The organism is Paenibacillus sp. SSG-1 (assembly GCF_002224835.1).
In the GTDB taxonomy this organism is placed as follows: Bacteria; Bacillota; Bacilli; order Paenibacillales; family Paenibacillaceae; genus Paenibacillus_AQ; species Paenibacillus_AQ favisporus.
The window spans coordinates 3,574,329-3,593,327 of sequence record NZ_MBRK01000001.1; the positions used below are offsets into that span (position 1 = coordinate 3,574,329).

Genomic DNA, 18,999 nt, shown 5'->3' on the forward strand with positions numbered 1-18,999 from the left:
TTCATGTTGAGACAATTTGAATCAGCTCCTTTTCCGATATACGGATGATTAAACCTTCCGGAGAACAAATGTGAAACCTGTTGACTCCATCCTGTTCCCGGCATGACCCGGCCGGGACGCCTAATTGGGACAGCTGCCGGTAAGCATCGTGAATGCTGGGCGTTTGCAGCGAATAATAAGCCTGGCCGTCCAGCCTCAGCAACGTTTGACGGTGCAGCTCTTCGTCCATAACAATCATTGTGACAATCGTTTCTCCCCTGCCGATTTTGAGATCCGCCCCCTGCCCCCAATGGTTTACCAGCTCAAAACCAAGCATATCCACGTACCATCGGATCGAGGACTCCAAATCTATAACGGGAAGAAAAACGGCGAGAATCCGATGAAACATCGGGGGAACCGGTCCGGGAGCCGGTGTGTAGAAGAGCGAATTGCTTTTTTCATGGCAGATCCCGGTCACGTTTCCGGATGGGTCGATCATCTCGCAAACGTTCATGTGATCCGTCTGCATCGTTGACGTGACCGAAATGTTCCTGGAACGAAGCCAGCCGCTGTGCAAATCGTCCCAATGACAATAGAAGTTGAAGCATGGAACGTGGCCAGAGGCGTCCAGGTGGATAAGCGGCTGATAACGCTGGTTTCCGGAATGTTCCGTCAGCGTAAGCAATGTTTCCCCAGCTTGTATCCGCAAGTCGATCTCCTTACTGCCTCTGCGCCCGATCCTGAATTCAAACTCGTTGATGTACCATTCCGCAGCCGCCTTGGCATCAGGGACCGGCAGAATGACTCTGTCGATGCATACAAATGAAGCGCCGCCTGATGGCATGAAACTCTACCTCCTCTCTATGTGATTCATGCCCTCACGTGTATATAACGATGAAGCCGCCTGCAACCATACACACTCCCCCTAAGATGTTGATTAAAATGTTTCGCTCACCATAAAAACATTGCCGTCCGGATCCTGAAAAGTAAAATAAAATCGACCATCGCGGGTCCGGATGTCCGCAATGCGGCAGCCGTTCTCGTACACCCGGAGATAAGCTTCATAAATCAAGCGGGGATCATGGCGGATAAAAGCAGCGGCAACCGCTTCCAGAAGCTTGGCTGCCGACTTGGGATCGCCCGGCCGACTCAGCGGCGAGCGTGCATCGCTCCAAATCCCTTCCGGCGTATGGAGCGCCAGCAGGCGCAGCCGTTTGCGCGCCCGGGAAAGGGCAACCTGAACGGCCCCCTCCGCCATGTTGATGCAGTTTCCCGCTTCCTTGGCGGTAAGCCCGAATACGTCGCACAGAAGAACCATGACGAAAGCCTTCGGCTTCAGCCGGTACATCAGCTCTTCCAGCAGATCGCGGGTGATCAGGTTGTCCGCGAAGGGTTCCGTTTCACTTCCGTAAGCCGATTCAAATTGTTCGACCGACATGGTGACGAGCCTCCGGCTGGACCTGCAGCGGTCGATCCAAAGATTGCGGGCCGTGCGAAACATATACGGCTTGCTAAGGGTCATCTCCGGCATTTGTATACACCGGTTCATCAATCTGACCATGGTATCCTGAACCAGGTCCTCGGCCTCCCATTCCCGATGGGTCAGCGATCGGCAGTACTGCAGCAGCTGGGGTCTCACTTCGGCCAATAATCCGGCAAATTCCCCCGGGAAGGAAGAATTAAGGGTTGTTTCCGTCATATAACTCACCTCGCTCCCCTGTCCCAACGTCGCATATGACCTGCCTATTTGGGATTGTTAATAAAAAAGCACCACGCAAACAAATGTTCCTATTCAAGATATTCTATCTCTATTTTGCTTTTTCCTCTTTTTTCTCAAAAAAATATTCTGTTCTTGCCCCCTCCCTGTATTGCATTTCTACCCCCCGTCGTTTGGGAAAATTTTGATTAATGCAAAATGAAATCGGTCAAGCTAATGGTTGGCAATGAAATATGGATGGAGGCTCAACAGACATGCTTGACTCTAAAACGATCAAGATCGTTCAATCGACTGCTCCTGTTCTTAAGCAGCACAGCGAGCAAATCGGAAAAAAGTTTTACGAATTGTTGTTTGCCAAGGCTCCGGATCTTTACAACCTTTTTAACCAGACCAACCAGAAGCGCGGGCTGCAGCAGGAGGCATTGGGTTATGCGGTATACGCCGCGGGTGAACATATTACGAATCTGGATGCCATCATGCCGGTCATTACCAGGGTCACCCAAAAGCACCGGGCTATCGGCGTAAAACCGGAGCAATACCCGTTGGTCGGAGAGACGCTTCTCGAGGCAGTCAAGGAGGTGCTCGGAAGTGCAGCTACCGATGAAATTATCGGTGCGTGGGGTAAGGCATACGAATATATTGCCGAGGCCTTTATTCAAATCGAACAGGACCTTTATAAAGAAGCAAAAGAACAAGCCGGAGGATGGGAAGGTTTCCGCAGCTTTACGGTTACCCGGAAAGTAGCGGAAAGCGACGATGTGACCTCCTTCTACCTAGAGCCTTCGGACAAACAGGCTCTTGCTGGCTTTGAACCCGGCCAATATCTAACGATCAAAGCGCAAGTTCCGGGCGAAAAGTATACGCACATTCGTCATTACAGCCTTTCGGACGCCCCGGGCAAAAGCTATTACCGGATCAGCGTGAAGCGGGAGCGTTCGAACGAGGGGAAGCCGGCCGGGATCGTATCCAACGATCTGCATGACCGCATTCAAGAAGGGGATTCTCTCCTCTTTTCTGCGCCGGCAGGTGATTTCACCTTGGACCATACCGACGACCATCTAGTCCTCATCGGCGGAGGAATCGGAGTTACTCCCTTGATGAGCATGATCAATACCGTTGCCGATCAATCTCCAGGCCGCGAAGTAACCTTTGTGCAAGCGGCCGCGAACGGGAACAACCATCCGTTCAAGGAGCATCTTGCCAGGCTGGCCAACAGCCACCCGAACCTGCGCTGCTTCACGGCGTATTCTTCTCCAACCGAGAAAGACCTGGGCTCAGAAAGCTTTTCACACAAGGGATATGTTGATGCAGCGTGGCTGCGCTCCATTCTTCCGTCCGGGCCGGCGCTGTATTATTTCTGCGGATCCGTCTCCTTCATGAAAGCAATCAATCAAGCATTGAAAGAGCTGGAAATCCCTAAGGAGCGCATTCATTATGAAGCTTTCAGTCCGATCGCCATACTGGATGAAGAATAGCAGATTGGGGGCAGACGCCTTCAAAACAAAGAAGAGCGCGGCAAAGTTGCCGGGCTCTTCTTCTATGAAAGATACTGCAGGCTTGAATCATTACTCCAAAAAAATCCAGGTATCGGGGTTCAGTCCTGTTCGTCTTTTTCCTGAACGACCGGCATCATCATGCCGTCGTCCATCCCCATCATCGTCACGCTGGTGGACTCGGAAATCTCATCATGCTGCGTAATATCAACCGGCGTATCGAATAGCGGTTCGGCATATGCCAGATGCGTCCGTCCGCGCGCCAAGATTTGGCGGTAATTCCCGCTGTCGCCCTCGTAGCCGTCATGGTCCCATGGAACAAACGAACGGGCATTGCAGTAATGGCACACATACGATCGGCGGTAACGGTCCGTCGTTCGATTCGGGTAGGAGCGGTGAAACAGGTGTGAATGGAAGAACAGCACGTCCCCAGGCTTTAACGGAACCGGAATCGGGTCCGGATAATGGGACACCACCTTCGACAGCGTGTTGACTTCGTCATCCAGGTGACTGACATGCTCCACGGAATGGAGATCGGAAAACGCCTCCCTGGCGTGAACGTTTCCGCCATGATCTCCCGGCGGCGGATAAATCGGCTCATGGTTGGAGCCGGGAACCACCCACAGGCAGCCGTTCTCTTCATCGGCATCCTCAAGCGCGATCCAGGCTCCGATCAGCGTATCGGGATGGGTTTTGATGTAGTATGCGTCCTGATGCCATCCCTGTCCCCCTTTTCCCGGAGGATTAAAAAAGATCATGGACTGCAGGGCATACACATCCGGACCCGTAAGCGCCTCAAGCACGTCGAGTATTCGGGGATGCAGCATCAGCTGCTCCCCTTCCGGATAGAGGCGGGAGATCATATGAACCCGCGTTTTTTCGGCGAACTCCGCTTTGAGCGGGTCAGTATCCTCCTCGGATGCCTGCTCGCGCTTTCCTTCATTCTCGATCCGCAGCCGTTCTGCCCACACGGCGTACTGTTCGATTTCTTTCGGATCCAGCAGCCCTCGGACGATGACGAATCCGTCCCTGTGATACTGCTTATACTCTTCCACCGTTACATAATAACGGTCCTCTCTTAATTTGGCTTTCGGCACATACGTCTGCCCCATGGTTGATCCCCTCCACACGCATTGATTATCTTAAGTGTGAAGGATTTCGTAAGCGTTCTCAATGGAGAGGACACGGAAAACGGTGGACGGATTTGATATCCGCTTTACCGGGAATCACCGTGATCCAGTACGACAAAATGCCGGTTCAAAGGATACGCGGCCTCCTCTTCCTCGATGACGGCCAAATGCCGGAACAACGGATCCGCGAACCGGTCACGAAACTCCAGGGCCGTCATTCCACGGGTTCGCTTGAACATGCGGGAGAAGTAGTGCTCATCGGTAAACCCGACATCGTAAGCGATCTGCTTGATGGTCCGCTCTGCCTGAATAAGGAGCTGTTCAGCTCTCCGGAGGCGGCGTTCCAGCAGCGCCTTCTGAGGCGGAATGCCCATCCAGCGGACGAACATCCGGGTGAAATGCTCATGGGTCCAGCCCGAGCTGGCGGCGATTTCTTCAATGGTAATCTGGCGGTGAAGATGCTGCTCCATATAGTCCATGGCCCGCATGATGGGAGCAGGCAGCGAAGCGGCCGACATCGACTCGTCTTCCTCGATCGCCTGCCATTCCTCAAGGACACCCATCAGCAAAACGGACGCCCTTCGCTGCCAGCCGGTCGGCTTGATATGTGCGATCTTCAGCATCTGCTTAAGCATGGAGGGAATCAGGCTCCCTCCGGCAATGACCGACCAGTCACGGAAATGTTCCCGATCGTGGTCCGGCCTGCAGAAGGCTTCCCGAAATGCAGCAAATTCGAAGTGAACGAATAAGTGCCTTGTGGGAAGGCTAGGATCAAACCGGTACCGGTGCGGTTCTCCGGGGCAGGTGAACACGACTCCCGGACGGTCCAGCGCAAACGGCCCCCGGTCGATTTCATAAACGGATCGGGTTCCTGCCGGGAAGTATACCAATTCGAAATCGTCGATCGTACGCATCCCGAGAACGGATCCCGGCTTCACGGCGATGTCCCCCATGGCATGAATGACGGGTAATGTAAGCAACGATGCACAACCTCCCTAGTTTCTGGCCCTCTCGCTGCCGGATCGGAACCGCTCGTTTTAATAGCATGATACACGATTAAACCGCGCCCTGCAGCCCAAAAAAGAGAGATGACCGCATGCCCTGCGGCATCTCTCTCTTTAGAGCGAACCCGGGACGGATTCCACACGCCTTGCCGTGCAGGGTGAGAAGCCCTGTCTAGCAGAGCTTATCTTATTGCTCCTTGAACCGCTTCCGGCTGCCGATGAGCGGGAACTCACCGATCCGCAGCCGCGCGCTACCGTAAGGGATCAGCTCAAGCTCCGCCACAGGCTGACCGTTACAGTCGGGATGAATGGGCGGTGTGCCTGCATTGTTGCCTTCCATCTTCCAGTCTTTGACCAGCTGTCCCGATGCTGTGATCCGCACGGGGGCTCCATCCGCGGAGAACGGCTGGCTTGGAATATCCGCCTCGGTTACCTCAAAGCCGGTATCGGCCAACAGGCCGTATTTCCAGGCCGATCCCGGATACAGCTCCCAATCATGGAACATTTCACGCTCCCGCACCATCTGCCATTGCTCCCGGACCGGCAGCACATAGACAAGTGGTCCCCTCTCTACGCTGACCGCATAAAGGTTGCGCGACGTCGTGTTGACGGCCATCGGCAGCGTCAGTTCGATCCTGTCTCCACTCGCCCACTCGCGGTTGATTTTGGCATAGCCGTTCTCGGTCTGAACGTTCACCGGTGTACCGTTGATCTGGATTTCAGGCTGTGTACACCAGGACGGGATCCGCAAGGAAACCGTAAATGTTTCCGGGCGCTCCAAAGTGATTGAAATGGAGACACGGTCCCGGAAGGGATATTCTCCGCTGACAGCCAGCTTGGCCAAGGAACCGTTGCCAACCGGGGTCTCGACAGTACACGGCGCATAGGAAACGGCTGCAAGCCCGCCTTCATGGTCCTTCATCCACAAGTGCGACGTCAGCTTGGGCCATCCTTGGTGCATATTCGCGGTGCAGCAGCCGAAATGCGGCTCCAGGCCGAATAGGTTCGCGTCAGGCCCGTTCACCCAGCTGCGGGGAGCGACGTTGCACAAAATCTGGTTCACCTGCTGATCGTACTGATGGGAAGTCCAATCCGGAGAGATTGCCGCCGGCAGCGCATTAAACGCCACTTTCTCAAGAATGTCGCCGAACCTGCCGTCGCCGAATATCCGCGTCAGCTGCTCCATCGAAAACATGTATTCCACCACGGCGCACAGCTCGACACCCTGACTCGGGTGCGTGCCAGAGAGCCACTCGTCACCCGAAAACATGCCATGTGCCTGACCGTGGTATGTCATCAGCGAATCGATTCCGCGGTGCACAGCCTCCCTTAAGACGGCATCACCGGTCAGTTCGTACAAAACACCCGGCGTCTTGATCCCCATCGCCACATTGACCACATGCGTCGTCCAGTCCCACTCCTCTACCTTGCGCCAGAACGGGAAGTCGTAAAAAATATCGGACCAGTCTGTCGTCTGCTTGGCCACGATCTCCGCCACTTCCAGCAGCGAAGGATCCTGCGTCCTTTTATACAGCCATACCAGGCAGAGCAGCATTTCTGCTCCCCGGGTTTTCGCCCAGCCTTGCAGCGGATTCTCTTCAATGGTGCGGCGGACGTAGCCGAAAAATTTCGTCAGAAAGGGAACGATCCTCTCATCTTTCGTCGCTTCTTCATGCTGCATCATGACCTTCAGCATGATCATGTAATGCCACCAATCGTGCTTTTTATCGACCTCACGGTTGACAGTTTCGATCCGTTTCGGACCGAAGTGGCCATCGTCCTGTTGACTCGCAAGCGACCATTCAACCCACCGGTTGGCTTTGGCGATCAACCTTTCATCTTCTAGCAAATAGGCAAGCGGAAGAAGTCCGTCCAAGTAGTACGGTCCGCGTTCCCAGCTTTCTCCGCTGCCTCCGATCCACCCGTTTTCGGGCCCGACATCCGCCCAATGCTCCTCCAAATGCCCGGTAAGACCTTTTGCTTGAATCATCAGTTGCTCCTTAAGCCAACCGGAAGGTTTAACCGCGCCAAGCGGCAGTTGTTCAAAAGCGGTTTTAACGAATTTCATAGCTCGCCACTCCCTTTTCATCTTCGGTTTACTTCGGCTAACGCTATGAAATATACCATGTCCCCCGCTATTTACCGATACCGGATATCAACATGTTTTTGTCCGATCACAACCTCATCATGCAGGCAAAACATATGGCTTCGCCATATGCAATCCTTTATGATAGAAGCAATTCGATTCGAAGGAAGGAGGATCGCCATGTTTCAATTCATCGCTCCGCCTCTGCCCCATTACATTACCTGCGGGGAGGACATCTACCCGATTGGCGGAATCCATCCGGACCGCAGCGGCATCGGGGTCTTTGACCTGATCTTCGTGACGAGGGGTTGCCTGTTTCTGGAGGAAGAGCTTACGATGCTCACCGTCCCGGCGGGACATTACGCCATCCTACGGCCCGACCGGTCGCACCGGACCGCCCGGCCCTGTTTGGAAGAAACGCATTTTTACTGGCTGCATTTTCAAACCTTGGGCAGCTGGAACGAAGTTTCCGAGCAGGATTCCTCTTTACCGGCATTTGAAGGCCATCCCCTCTATCAGATCGAGAAATTCTCAATCTATATTTCCCAGCAAGGAGCCCCGCTTCTCCCAAGTCAAGTGGAAGAGCTCCTCCGCAGGCTGATGCTGCTGCACCCGGAACAGACTGTATCCGCCCGCTGGAAGCAGCAGATCTGCTTTCAGGACCTGCTGTCCATGCTGCAGCAGACGGAAGGGGGAGAAGTACAGAATCCACATCTGAAGGTGGCGGAACTGGCGGGAGAATATCTTCGCCGGCATTACCGGGAGCCCATCAGCTATAAGCGGATGTCGGAAGCCCTGCACTTTCATTCCAACTACATCGCTATATGTATGAAAAAGACGTTCGGCTGTACGCCGCTGGAGTATTTAATGCGGCACAAGATCGAGCAGGCCAAGCAAACTCTAATCCATACCGACGATCCGATCGGACGCGTCGCCGAGCAGACGGGTTTCGGATCCTTTCCTTATTTCGTTAGGAGCTTTGCGAGATATACTGGTCATACCCCGAAGTCTTTCCGGCAGCTCTACCGAAAATAATTTCGGCCAGATGTACCTGCATCCATGGCAAAAGGGCTGCCCGCATGCGGTTGAAGCACTGCGGCAGCCTTTTTTGCATTCTTTTACATAGGTTCACTCATGTTTGTCAGGTGGCTTTCACGGATTGGGTTCGTTCAAAGTTTTCACGGTATTGTTCTACCGTCCACTTACATACCTGCCACAAATCCGTCACCGGCTGATTGGTAAAAGGCAGCGTGTGAAGATAACCCGGCGGACCGTATTCCGGCGTAAAGGTCAATTCGGAGGCACCGGCTTGCTGCCTCGCATCGGCGATCCGGTTCCACCAGTCAAAATGCCGAGCGACTTCATGCGCGTACTCGGGTGCCCGCGGATCCGGAACTTGAGGGCCCTGCGCATAACCGACACGCCCATGGATATGTACGGTGCGGGCGATAGCCAGGTCCAGCTCGCTCTCGAAATGTTCCAGCGTCGATTCGGTAACGCAGCACCAATGGCTAAAATCGGCCGTCAGTCCAAGTCCAGGGACCGCATTCAGCACCTTCCCCGTATCCCAGGGATTAAATAAAGCTCTGCCCCGGTGGGTTTCATGGCCCACCTTGACGCCAAGCTGCTGCTCAAGCTGAACGGCCCGCCGGAAATAATCGATCTGCTCCTCCAGCGGGACATAGTCCCTTAAGGAATGCGCAGTAACATGGATCGGCCCAAACGACGTTGCCCGTTCCAATTGTGCTTCGAAAGAAGCATAGTGGTCTGGCCCTTCGGTAAAAATCATCCCTACGTAATCAAGCCCATGGCTTGCGAGGAGCTCCTTAAACCGCTGTTCGTCGTCAGGTGCCGGCAGGGGCGCCTCAACGCCATCATAACCGGCGGAAGCGATACGCCCCACCTGCTCTTCCAATGTACCCGTTCCCTCCATGCCCCACAACGCCTTGATCAATTTGAGTTTCATCCTTTTCCACCTCTCCCGGTTGATTGGACACCGTTTCCCCCATTGTTTCCGATCCTCCGCCAGTTGTCCATGGATCCAAGGGCATGATTCGTGGATGGATTTGATATGTCTTTTGTTCGATCACATACGGATTCACACTGGATCGTTCTTACAAAGAACTACGGCCGACGTCGCCAAGTTACGATTCGTGATGTGTTTTGCCGGCAAGGATGGTAAATCGGTCGACCAGGTCGCTGATCTGAAACTTCTCCGCGTTCGTCATATACGTTGTGACCGTATCGTGAAACGGCTCAACCCAATGCTCCGGTACGCCGGATTTCCCGACGATCGCGCCAACGATGCTGCCGGCCGTCGCAGCCGTACAGTCGTTGTCCAGTCCCATGGCAACCGTCTCCGAAATCACCTTGGACACATCGGTCCCCCCGATCATCAGGCCGAACACCGTCAAGCAGGCGTTGTTGTTGGTGTGCACGCCCGACATTCCCTTGAAGCGCTCATCGACCGCCGCCCTGGCTTCCTTGTAATCATGGATTTCACCGCTTACGGCAAGCGCCCACTCCACATCCTTGTAAAGGCTGCATTCCTTCGGAATTTCGGTCAAGCCGATGCGGAGCGCCTGATCGGGATGATCGACGGCGAACGCCGCGGACTGCGCAGCACTGAAAAACATCTCCCCGTAAATCCCGTTCCGCCGATGGCTCAAATAAGCATCCCGATAGGCGTATTCCGCCGCTTTCGCCGGGTACGCCGGAGCCATGTAAGCCCACGGATCCGAGCGGATATCCGCACCGATCCACTGGCAGAACGGATTGTTGACGTCAGCTGCTTGCAGCGCCGGGATGCCCGCCTTCAAATTGTTGAGCGCAGCCTCCTCCGCAGTACAAGCAACCGGCAGGTACTTGAGCCAGCTCTTTCCCACATCCTCTGTTGTGAAGTTGAGGCCATGCTCTTCGGCAATAAGCAGTCCGAGGATCGTATAAGTAATGTCGTCATCGACAGGGACTTGGGACAAGCCTTCCAAGGTATATTCATAAAAGGTGCTTTTGCCGTAACGGAGATCGTTCGGATTTTTGATTTTGGACCAATAATGCTGTGGCGGAAAGGCATCCCCGATATATGCGGCCCATTTCTCCATGTCGCTCACTTCCCAGAATTCCACCGGCGCCCCCAGCGTGCATCCGGCAAAACGGGCGAGCATCGCCCCTTCGAGCTTTTCCTTGTAGACCGACTTGTCAAACGATGCCCACAGCCTTCTTGGTCCTTCAGTACGCTGCGCTCGAATGGACGGCAGATCGTCCGGCTCCCGCTCCTTAAGCTCGGCGTCAATGGGTAATCCCTGCAGTCTCTCCAACGTTTCTTTCATCTTCTCTTCCACGTCGTTCCAGGCATCGGCCACGCCCCGTCCTCCGTATTCGTGCGCGAGCCGCCCGTACTCAATAATTTTGCCTGCCAGTTCGTGGATCCTCGGTTCCTTAGGATAAGCCATATCAATAAACTCCTTTCCCAAGATCAATGATTTTCGTTCAAGGATAGTTTATTATAATGAAAACAATGACTTCCGCCGAAAAAGGACTGAAAACTGTGCAGAATCGACCATTTGATTATAAAGTCGTCTCCCAGCTTTATATGCTTCCTTCCGATTTCCCCGTGGATTGGCTCAGCAATTATATCCAGGGAGACAACGAGATTACGTATTTGCACTTTCACAACTGCATTGAGATCGGCTACTGTCTGGAAGGCTCAGGCGTCTTTTTCGTTGAAGACAAAATCCTGCCTTACACCCAAGGGGATGTGAGCATCATCTTTCCGAATCAGCTGCATCTTGCCCAAAGCTTAAAGGGAAAAGAAAGCAGGTGGCATTTCTGCTTTATTGATGCGGACGCCCTCTTTTCGTCTGACCAGCTGTCTTCCGGATTCTGGGACCGGGTCAAAACCGATACGTATTCCCGGTTCAACAACATCGTCACCCCGGGTGATCACGCTGAGGTCGTCTGGCTGACAGATCGCGCGATGAAGGAGCTGGAGAAACACGGGCCGGGATATGAATCGGCTGTAAAAGGATACATCTGGACGCTCCTGACGCTGATCGGCAGGCAGCTGCTGCTTCAAGAGAGCAGCACAGCAGAAACTGCGGCTGGCGGGACCGACCGGCGGGCGATGCAGCAAATTTCAAAAGCGCTCGAGTACATTTCCCAGCACTATATGGAACCGGTCCCGATCCACCGGTTAGCCGAGCTATGCTGCCTCAGCGTCACCCATTTCCGGCGCATTTTCCACAAATGCATGGGCATGGCTCCGCTGGACTATATCAACAACGTGCGCATTCAGGTTGCGGCTGCCCTGCTGTGCCATAGCGGCAGCAGCATTTTGGCTATTTCCGAGGAGGTCGGCTATGCGACCTTATCCAGCTTCAACCGGCACTTCAAGCGGCTGATGGGCGAAGCCCCGAGCCAATGGCGGTCCAAAAACAGATGACAGAGGCAGCAAATATTTTGTGCTGCGGCAAAATCATTTGTGATTGGCAGACAATTAGAGACGCGGCTCAACCAACTCAAAATGGCGCCCCCTGCTGCCCTTGGGCTTATGGAGGCGCCATGACGGTCACCGGAATGATATACGAGAGAGTAAACGACTACAACGATCCGGCCAGCCCGCGGTGCTTACGACGTTTCCATGATTTCTTTGAGCACGATCGCCTGATTCATGGTGGTATCCTTCGCGGCATATAACAGCGTAACCGTGCAATCCTCCGCCATCTCCCGGATTTGCCGTAAAAGCTGGGAAGGCTTGTCCTGCTGCAGCTCCTGCAGGTAGAGCTCTTTGAACTTCTCGTAATGCTCCAGCCGATGCGCGTACCATTTTCTCAGCTCATGACTGGGCGCGATCTCTTTCATCCATTCGTCGACCGCGGCCTGCTCTTTCGTGAGTCCCCTTGGCCAAAGACGGTCGACCAGGATTCGTTTGCCGTCCGATGCCTCAGGCTTTTCATAGACCCGTTTGATATGAATCGGAATGGTGGACACCTCCTTATTAGACTATTCATGCCCAAGCACCCGATCCTTACCCTCTTAATATAGTGTAGGAGTGAAAGGCGGGATGCGTATGAGCAAGGCAGACGATTTGCAGCAGCGTACCATTTTTCTGGCGGCCATCTGCGGACAGACCTATGCTCAATTTGAGAATGCGGACGGGGCGTTTGTCGTCCCTTCTCCATACACACGGCTTGAGACGATTGAGGCCAGGTCCATTACGAACGACTGGGAACGCTTCGGTTTTATTCTCGATTCGGATCAAGAGGTCATCATTGCATTTCGGGGAACCAGCACGACGACCAACTGGATCGCGGACCTGATCGCATCTCAGAAGAAATACAAATACATTAAAGAAGACTGTATGACGCATCGGGGTTTCACGGACATTTATGCCTCCGCAAGGACCCGCATTATCTCGACACTGGCTAAGGTATCCCGCGGAAAGACGCTGTTTATTACCGGTCACAGCCTTGGTGCGGCGCTGGCGACCTTATGCGCGGTCGATGTTGCAGCCAATACCGGCTTCCGCTCCCCTTACCTGTTCACATTCGGTTCACCGCGGGTAGGCGATCCGGCCTTTGCCAAGGCTTGTGCCAGCTATGTCCCCAACAGCTTTCGCATCGCCAATCTGTTTGATGTCGTGACCCATGCGCCCCCTGCCGTATACAAACTGCCGAAACGGTCCAAAACATTTTATTACAGCCATGTAAAGAACTTGTCACCCCGGCATTTTCAGCTCGGATCCTTTGGAGGGAACCACGTCATCTCCAGCTATTTCAACGAGTTATCCAAGCTTCAGCCGGAATATACCAAGATGCTGTCCTCAGCCAACCCTGGCTTCTGTCCGTTCCCTGAACGCGTCCTTTAACGCCATCCGTGTCAAAATTGACATATTCTTTCACGGAATCGTAACCCAATCTCCTTAGGGTTCTATTATGCTGTAGAAGAATTGAATCTTACGCAGAATGGGTAATAAAAACATAGAGACCCCAGAAGTTACAAGGAGAGGATACAGCATGAACATCACAAAACCGGCAAAAAAAGCAATCATGGCCATAACCGTGGCCGGCATGGTAGGCCTGGGAGCCGTTGGCGCAGGCACGACATATTCCGTACATCAAGCAAACGCTGCTGCGGCAGCCGATGCAGGTTACGCATCCAAGCAGGCACTCCAGACGCTGAACAGTTTCTACAAACCGGCGCTGAAAGGCCAGTTCCCGGGGGCGGTTAGCGGCCTCAGCGTTGGTAAGAGCACCCGGCAGGATGTCCTGCACAAGATCGGGGAACCCGAAAATCCGATGAAGGATGCCGATGGCTTCGATGTATACAGCGCGAATATGGGCAATCCCGGCTACGCCATCCATTATAAGCTCGGCAAAATCCGTGAAATGCGCTACTTCGGCACTAACGTCGAACGCCAGACCAATATCGGCGGCATTACGATGAAGATGCTGAAGCAGAACTGGTATGCACCAAGTTCGGTGTCCACCTTCAAAACCGGGAAGAAGACACAGACCAAGCTGACGTACAACCGCGGCAACTATAAGCTTGAGTTTATTTTCAACAGCAGCACGGAGCTTGATCATATTAACCTTTTAACCAAATAACAGCCTTCGCCGAAGACAGTGGTTCACCTGAAGCCGCTGTCTTTTTGCGTGTATAGATGAGGTTCAAGCGGGCTAAGTATTCATTATACGTGATGGTCCTTCGATCGAAAATAGCCATTGGAGCATCGTCCGAACCTTGTCCGGGAGGCGTCAGTTTGCCATAATGGATAAGCGGCGTCATGCCACAAAAGCCATACTTAACAAAGGAAGATTCCCATGAATATATCTGCACTCGCTTCAATGATCGCACCGGTCGACCTGAGAAGCTGCCTGATCAGCCAAAACGGCAGGCTGGTGTTTGAGCACTACCGTCATCCCCGCATCCCTGACGAGAAGGCGAAGGTCAATTCCTGCACCAAAAGCTTTCTGTCAGCCCTGATCTGCATCGCAATGGACCAAGGCATCCTGCCGGGTGCGGAGACGCCGATCATCGAATTTTTCCCGCAGCTACGTTCCGCTTCCGATCCACGCAAGCGGGAGATTACGCTGGAGCATCTGCTGACGATGTCAGCCGGCTTTGAATGGAGCGAATTCGGCGGGATCAAATCGTTTCCGCGCATGACCAGAACCGGCAATTGGGTCGAATTTGTGCTCGAGCAGCCGATTTCCGAAACACCTGGGACCCGGATGGAGTACAGCTCGGGTTGCTCCCAGCTTCTGTCCGCGATCCTGGTTCAAGCCGCCGGCAAGTCAACGGCCCGGTACGCCGAGGAAAATCTGTTTCGACCACTGGGCATCGAAGACTATCGCTGGGAGTCCGACCCTCAGGGGATCCACACCGGAGGCTACGGCTTATGGCTCCGTCCCGGGGATTTGCTGAAGTTCGGGCAGCTGTATCTGCAGCAGGGACGCTGGGAGCAGCGGCAGCTGATCCCCCGTGAGCTTGTGAACCGGTCCGTACAGCCGTCCATCCCCGCCGGTCCGCCAAACCGCGGCTTCTACGGCTGGCATTGGTGGACGGATACTTTTGGAGCCGGGCTTGGTGGTCATTCCGCTGCTGCATCCCCGCTTTCATTTGACTATTTTTACGCCCGCGGATATGCGGGACAGTTCATCTATATCGTCCCCATCCTGGAGACGGTAGTGGTCCTGACCGATGACAAGCGTAAAAAAGAGCGGCATCCGGCGAATGTGTTCCTCGATTTCATCGCACCGCTGCTGCTCGAAGATTTGAACTAAGCTGCGCCGATGCATGGTAAACTGCCGTTGCCAGCATGGTCAGCACAGACAGGCAATAAAGAAAGGGGCTATCGCCAATCGATAGCCCCTTGTCTTCGTTCCCGCCGCATACCGCTTATTTCTGTGCAAACTCCCGCGGATGGCGGCGTTTCAGCTCGTCCACGGCATGCCCTCTCCCGGTCTGTTCCAGCCGCTCGATGTACATCGGCAGATGCCCTTTCGCATGATACGGCCCGCCTTCCTGAATGACCGTCCACAGCGGATCGACGTCAAACTTCATCGACATCATCATCTCGTCATGCCACTCGTTCAGCAAGTAGACCGCTTCCTTGCACAAGTCCCTCCGTTCCTGAGCCAGGTTGTTCTGCTCGTGGGCATCCTCGGTAATATTGAACAGCATCTCCTTGTCAAAAAGGTGATATCCGTCATGGTACGTGCGGGTATACAGCCAGTCCCCGAACCGTACGCTGCGCTGGCATACGTGGGCGCACTGTGAGACGACGAGGTACTCCCTTCCGCCGGACTCTCCGCTGCGGAGCGTACCGGCGTAGCTGCGGCCGTCCCAGCTAGGCGCAGATTGAACGCCCAGCAGTTCAGCGACGGTCGGCACCAGATCGAGATGATAGTGCAGGGAATCATCGGAAATCCCCTTCTGCATCCCCGGCCACCGGATGATCATCGGGATCCGGCAGGTGCCCTGGTCGGCGGTGCCGTGCTCGCCGTAAATGCCGAGCTCGCCCATGTTTTCGCCATGGTCGGCGGTGATGATGATCACCAGGTCGTCCATGACCCCCTTCTCCGTCAAACGATCGAAAATCATCCCGATGTTGTCATCCATATGCCGGATGCCGCAGTCATAGCCATCGATCATCCTCCGCAAATCGTCCATGTTCTGAATGTCGCCGGGATGGCGGGGGAAATGAGGCGACGTGCTGCTGTTATACATATTGATTTCGTTCGCGCCGTGCGGGCCAACCTTTTGCTTGTGGCGTTCCAGCACTTCTTCGGTGATCCACTCCGGAAGCGGTTCGTCCTGAAACGGATTGCCAAACGATGCCGGCGCCCGGTAAGGGGTGTGCGGATCCCAGTAGTTCACGTACAGCAGCCAGTCTTCCTGGTCTGCGTTCCGCTCGATCCAATCCAGCACAACGGGGGTGACCTCCTCGGCCGACTCCATGCCGCCCTTGCCCGTATTGTAAATTTCGTTGAATCCTGCATAGAAGGTCCAGGCGGAATGCCGCTCCCCAAATGGGCTGACTAGGGCTGTCCGCATGCCCGCGCGGCGGAAGACCGCCGGGAAGCTCTCTGACGCGAGTTTGTCATGGAAATCGCGGTCAGCTCCTTCGTACCGGACGTCCGCCGCGGTTCCGCCGTGTCCCACGACGCCGTTATGTATGCCGAAACGGCCCGTCATCAATGCCGTACGCGACGGGAAGCACGGAGCGTCTGATGTATAGTAGTTGTCAAAGCGTACGCCTTCGGCCGCGACCCGGTCGATATGCGGCGACGTATTGCGGTGGTAGCCATAACAGCCAAGGTGGTCCGGTCTCGTTGAATCCAAATCCAGCAGTAACACTCTCATCGTTCATCCGTCCTCTCCGGATAATATGAAATGCCTTTGCAGCTGAATTATAGGCGTGACGCTCCATATGCGTCCATGTACATTTCATTGATCTGATGTATATTTCTATCGCAATTTATAAGATTTATGCCGAATGCAAGGAAACATATTTTACGAGAAGTCTGCATTATGATAGGGTTTTATTAAGTTTTGGAATAAAGAGGTGCAGCGCATGCTTCAAATCATGAGTGTAAATTTCGACAATGAAATTCCCCAATGGAGGACCAACCTTGAGACGATTCCGTACAACGTTCTGGTCGTCGTCCGGCAGGGCCAGGTCCGGTATGAGATTAATGGCAGTGTTGTGATTGCCGAAGCGGAGGACGTGCTCTTCATCCCCCGCGGAGCCCGCCGTTCAGGAGAGAACAAGGACGGCATTCCCCACCAAAAACATACCGTTTTATTTACATTCGAGCCCGGGGCTGAGACGGGAATTCCGTTCGTGGATCAAGGACATTTCATCAAGTTCAGGCTCTCCCCAAGCCAGTACGCCTATCACCGCTGCGACAGGCTGTACGAAGAGATGCGGGGCGGGAAAAGCTACCGTTCCATCATCTGTCTTGGAATATTGCAGGAGCTCCTTGGTATGATTGCCCGGGAACTCGAACAGCCCGCACTGACACCGAGCAAGCTGAAATATGCCGAAGCGGTCAAAGCCTATCTGCTGGAGCATTACCGGGAGCAGATCGAGATTGCCCGGCTGGCTGCTTTGATCGGCCGCTCCCCCAATTACGTAACCGCCGTCTTCAAAGAAGTGTATGGCCGGTCTCCGATCCGCTATATGCATGAGCTGCGCATGCAGGAGGCCTGCAGCCTGCTGCTGGGCTCAAATATGACGGTCGCGGGCATATCGCAGTACCTCGGTTACTACGATACTTCGTATTTCCACCGGGTGTTCAAAAAATACTGCGGCCTCTCCCCTACCGAATACGTTACACAGTCACAGCGGTCAGGCATGCCTCCGCTCATCAACACGATCACGTGATATGTCAGCCTCATTGGAACATTTCTCCATTGACTTCTCCTGCCCGTTTGTTAGAATCATAAATACCGATAAAACAAAGTGAATTACTCGTATATACGAAAAGGAGGAGAATGACGTCATGTTGATGTTAACAGGCCTGCTGTGCGGCGCCCTGCTCGGCTTCGTCATGCAGCGTGGACGCTTCTGCCTGACAGGCGGATTCAGGGACATGTATCTGACCAAGGACAACCGCATGTTTTATGCCCTGCTGATCGCCATTTCGATTCAGAGCATCGGCGTGTTTGCGCTGATCCAGCTTGGACTCATCGAATTCAGCGCCGGCACGTTCCCTTGGGTGGCTACCGTGATCGGCTCGTTTATATTTGGGATTGGTATTATTTTGGCCGGGGGATGTGCGACAGGAACCTGGTACCGGGCCGGTGAAGGACTGATCGGCAGCTGGATCGCACTGTTCGGCTATATGGCGATGAGCGCCACGATGAAATCGGGTGCCTTGGCGCCGCTCAATAACGGAATCAAGAAAGTAGAGGCTCCGGCCAACTCCATTCCGGACACCTTCGGCATTTCGGTTTGGCCGTTTATCGCCCTTCTAGCTATCATTACGATCGTGATGGTCATCCGTACACTGCGCAAACCGAAGGTGGCCATTCCGGCGATGAAGCCGAAGCGTTCCGGACTCAGCCATCTGCTGTTCGAAAAACGCTGGCATCCGTTCTTTACCGCCATTCTAGTCGGCCTGATCGCCCTGCTGGCCTGGCCGCTGAGCGAGGCCACCGGACGCATGTCGGGTCTTGGGATCACGACGCCTTCCGCTAACATTTTGCAGTACTTGGTTACGGGAGACAGCGATAAGTATGTGAACTGGGGCATGTTCCTGGTGCTGGGTATCCTTGTCGGATCCTTTATCGCCGCCAAAGGCAGCCGGGAATTCCGCTTCCGCGCTCCGGATGCAAAGACGGCGGTTTCGAGCTTTGCCGGCGGCATCCTGATGGGCTTCGGCGCCAGCTGGGCAGGCGGCTGCTCGATCGGTAACGGTCTCGTCATGACCGCCATGATGACATGGCAGGGCTGGGTATCCCTCGTGTTTATGATTTTGGGCACATGGACGGCTTCTTATTTCGTGTACGTCCGCCCTCGCACCAAAGCCAAGCTGAAGCAGTCCGCTTCGCTGCAAACCACGACAACCTAATTAGGAGCTTT

General features: G+C 54.3%; 17 protein-coding genes. 8 read left to right on the forward strand and 9 right to left on the reverse strand.

Annotated features, from left to right (window positions below; all coding sequences use genetic code 11):
• Position 1: 1 nt before the first annotated feature.
• Entirely contained in the window at positions 2-823 is an 822-nt protein-coding gene (locus tag BCV73_RS16465; RefSeq protein WP_089547934.1) for a VOC family protein, read from the reverse strand.
• Positions 824-916: 93 nt separating this feature from the next.
• The gene (locus BCV73_RS16470; protein ID WP_089547935.1) at positions 917-1,678 is read right to left on the reverse strand and encodes a sigma-70 family RNA polymerase sigma factor; all 762 of its coding nucleotides are present in this window, start codon (positions 1,676-1,678) and stop codon (positions 917-919) included.
• 272 nt (positions 1,679-1,950) lie between these two features.
• Here BCV73_RS16470 and hmpA point away from each other — a divergent pair, with 272 nt between their 5' ends.
• Positions 1,951-3,171 carry an NO-inducible flavohemoprotein gene (hmpA, locus tag BCV73_RS16475; protein WP_089547936.1) on the forward strand — a complete coding sequence of 407 codons (1,221 nt, stop codon included), beginning with the start codon at positions 1,951-1,953 and terminating at the stop codon, positions 3,169-3,171.
• Positions 3,172-3,290: 119 nt separating this feature from the next.
• On the opposite strand, the gene BCV73_RS16480 is transcribed toward hmpA, so the two are convergent.
• From BCV73_RS16480 to BCV73_RS16490, 3 genes are all read right to left on the reverse strand, one after another.
• On the reverse strand, positions 3,291-4,301 hold the full coding sequence (locus tag BCV73_RS16480; protein ID WP_089547937.1) for a phytanoyl-CoA dioxygenase family protein: 1,011 nt from the start codon (positions 4,299-4,301) through the stop codon (positions 3,291-3,293).
• 104 nt (positions 4,302-4,405) lie between these two features.
• Positions 4,406-5,299 (reverse strand): AraC family transcriptional regulator, encoded by an 894-nt coding sequence (locus BCV73_RS16485; RefSeq protein ID WP_256992879.1) that lies wholly within the window; start codon positions 5,297-5,299, stop codon positions 4,406-4,408.
• 211 nt (positions 5,300-5,510) lie between these two features.
• Complete coding sequence (locus tag BCV73_RS16490; RefSeq protein WP_089547938.1) at positions 5,511-7,391, reverse strand: beta-L-arabinofuranosidase domain-containing protein; 1,881 nt, start codon at positions 7,389-7,391, stop codon at positions 5,511-5,513.
• A 198-nt stretch (positions 7,392-7,589) separates the two neighbouring features.
• Here BCV73_RS16490 and BCV73_RS16495 point away from each other — a divergent pair, with 198 nt between their 5' ends.
• Positions 7,590-8,444 (forward strand): helix-turn-helix transcriptional regulator, encoded by an 855-nt coding sequence (locus tag BCV73_RS16495; protein ID WP_089547939.1) that lies wholly within the window; start codon positions 7,590-7,592, stop codon positions 8,442-8,444.
• Between the two features lie 106 nt (positions 8,445-8,550).
• Here BCV73_RS16495 and BCV73_RS16500 read toward each other — a convergent pair whose 3' ends face one another.
• Together BCV73_RS16500 and BCV73_RS16505 are read right to left on the reverse strand one after the other, a co-directional pair.
• Positions 8,551-9,375: a sugar phosphate isomerase/epimerase family protein gene (locus tag BCV73_RS16500; protein ID WP_089547940.1), complete on the reverse strand. Its 825-nt coding sequence runs from the start codon at positions 9,373-9,375 to the stop codon at positions 8,551-8,553.
• 178 nt (positions 9,376-9,553) lie between these two features.
• The gene (locus BCV73_RS16505; RefSeq protein ID WP_089547941.1) at positions 9,554-10,861 is read right to left on the reverse strand and encodes an ADP-ribosylglycohydrolase family protein; all 1,308 of its coding nucleotides are present in this window, start codon (positions 10,859-10,861) and stop codon (positions 9,554-9,556) included.
• A gap of 56 nt (positions 10,862-10,917) precedes the next feature.
• Between BCV73_RS16505 and BCV73_RS16510 the strand changes: the two genes are divergently transcribed.
• A complete protein-coding gene (locus tag BCV73_RS16510) occupies positions 10,918-11,850 on the forward strand; it encodes an AraC family transcriptional regulator (protein ID WP_256992880.1) in 933 nt (310 codons plus the stop codon).
• Between the two features lie 185 nt (positions 11,851-12,035).
• On the opposite strand, the gene BCV73_RS16515 is transcribed toward BCV73_RS16510, so the two are convergent.
• Positions 12,036-12,398 carry a DUF488 domain-containing protein gene (locus BCV73_RS16515; protein ID WP_256992881.1) on the reverse strand — a complete coding sequence of 121 codons (363 nt, stop codon included), beginning with the start codon at positions 12,396-12,398 and terminating at the stop codon, positions 12,036-12,038.
• Positions 12,399-12,477: 79 nt separating this feature from the next.
• Here BCV73_RS16515 and BCV73_RS16520 point away from each other — a divergent pair, with 79 nt between their 5' ends.
• The 3 genes from BCV73_RS16520 (at position 12,478) to BCV73_RS16530 (ending at position 15,193) form a co-directional block, all read left to right on the forward strand.
• Complete coding sequence (locus tag BCV73_RS16520; protein ID WP_318670971.1) at positions 12,478-13,275, forward strand: lipase family protein; 798 nt, start codon at positions 12,478-12,480, stop codon at positions 13,273-13,275.
• 148 nt (positions 13,276-13,423) lie between these two features.
• Complete coding sequence (locus tag BCV73_RS16525) at positions 13,424-14,014, forward strand: YjgB family protein (protein WP_089547943.1); 591 nt, start codon at positions 13,424-13,426, stop codon at positions 14,012-14,014.
• A gap of 216 nt (positions 14,015-14,230) precedes the next feature.
• Positions 14,231-15,193, forward strand: a complete 963-nt coding sequence (locus BCV73_RS16530) for a serine hydrolase domain-containing protein (RefSeq protein WP_089547944.1) — start codon at positions 14,231-14,233, stop codon at positions 15,191-15,193.
• Positions 15,194-15,308: 115 nt separating this feature from the next.
• Here the strand turns inward: BCV73_RS16530 and BCV73_RS16535 are convergent, their stop codons facing one another.
• Entirely contained in the window at positions 15,309-16,775 is a 1,467-nt protein-coding gene (locus BCV73_RS16535) for a sulfatase family protein (protein WP_089547945.1), read from the reverse strand.
• Positions 16,776-16,998: 223 nt separating this feature from the next.
• On the opposite strand from BCV73_RS16535, the gene BCV73_RS16540 reads away from it, so the two are divergent.
• Both BCV73_RS16540 and BCV73_RS16545 read left to right on the forward strand, forming a co-directional pair.
• Positions 16,999-17,799 carry a helix-turn-helix domain-containing protein gene (locus BCV73_RS16540; protein ID WP_256992882.1) on the forward strand — a complete coding sequence of 267 codons (801 nt, stop codon included), beginning with the start codon at positions 16,999-17,001 and terminating at the stop codon, positions 17,797-17,799.
• A gap of 118 nt (positions 17,800-17,917) precedes the next feature.
• A complete protein-coding gene (locus BCV73_RS16545) occupies positions 17,918-18,988 on the forward strand; it encodes a YeeE/YedE family protein (RefSeq protein WP_089547947.1) in 1,071 nt (356 codons plus the stop codon).
• The last annotated feature ends 11 nt before the right edge of the window (positions 18,989-18,999 follow it).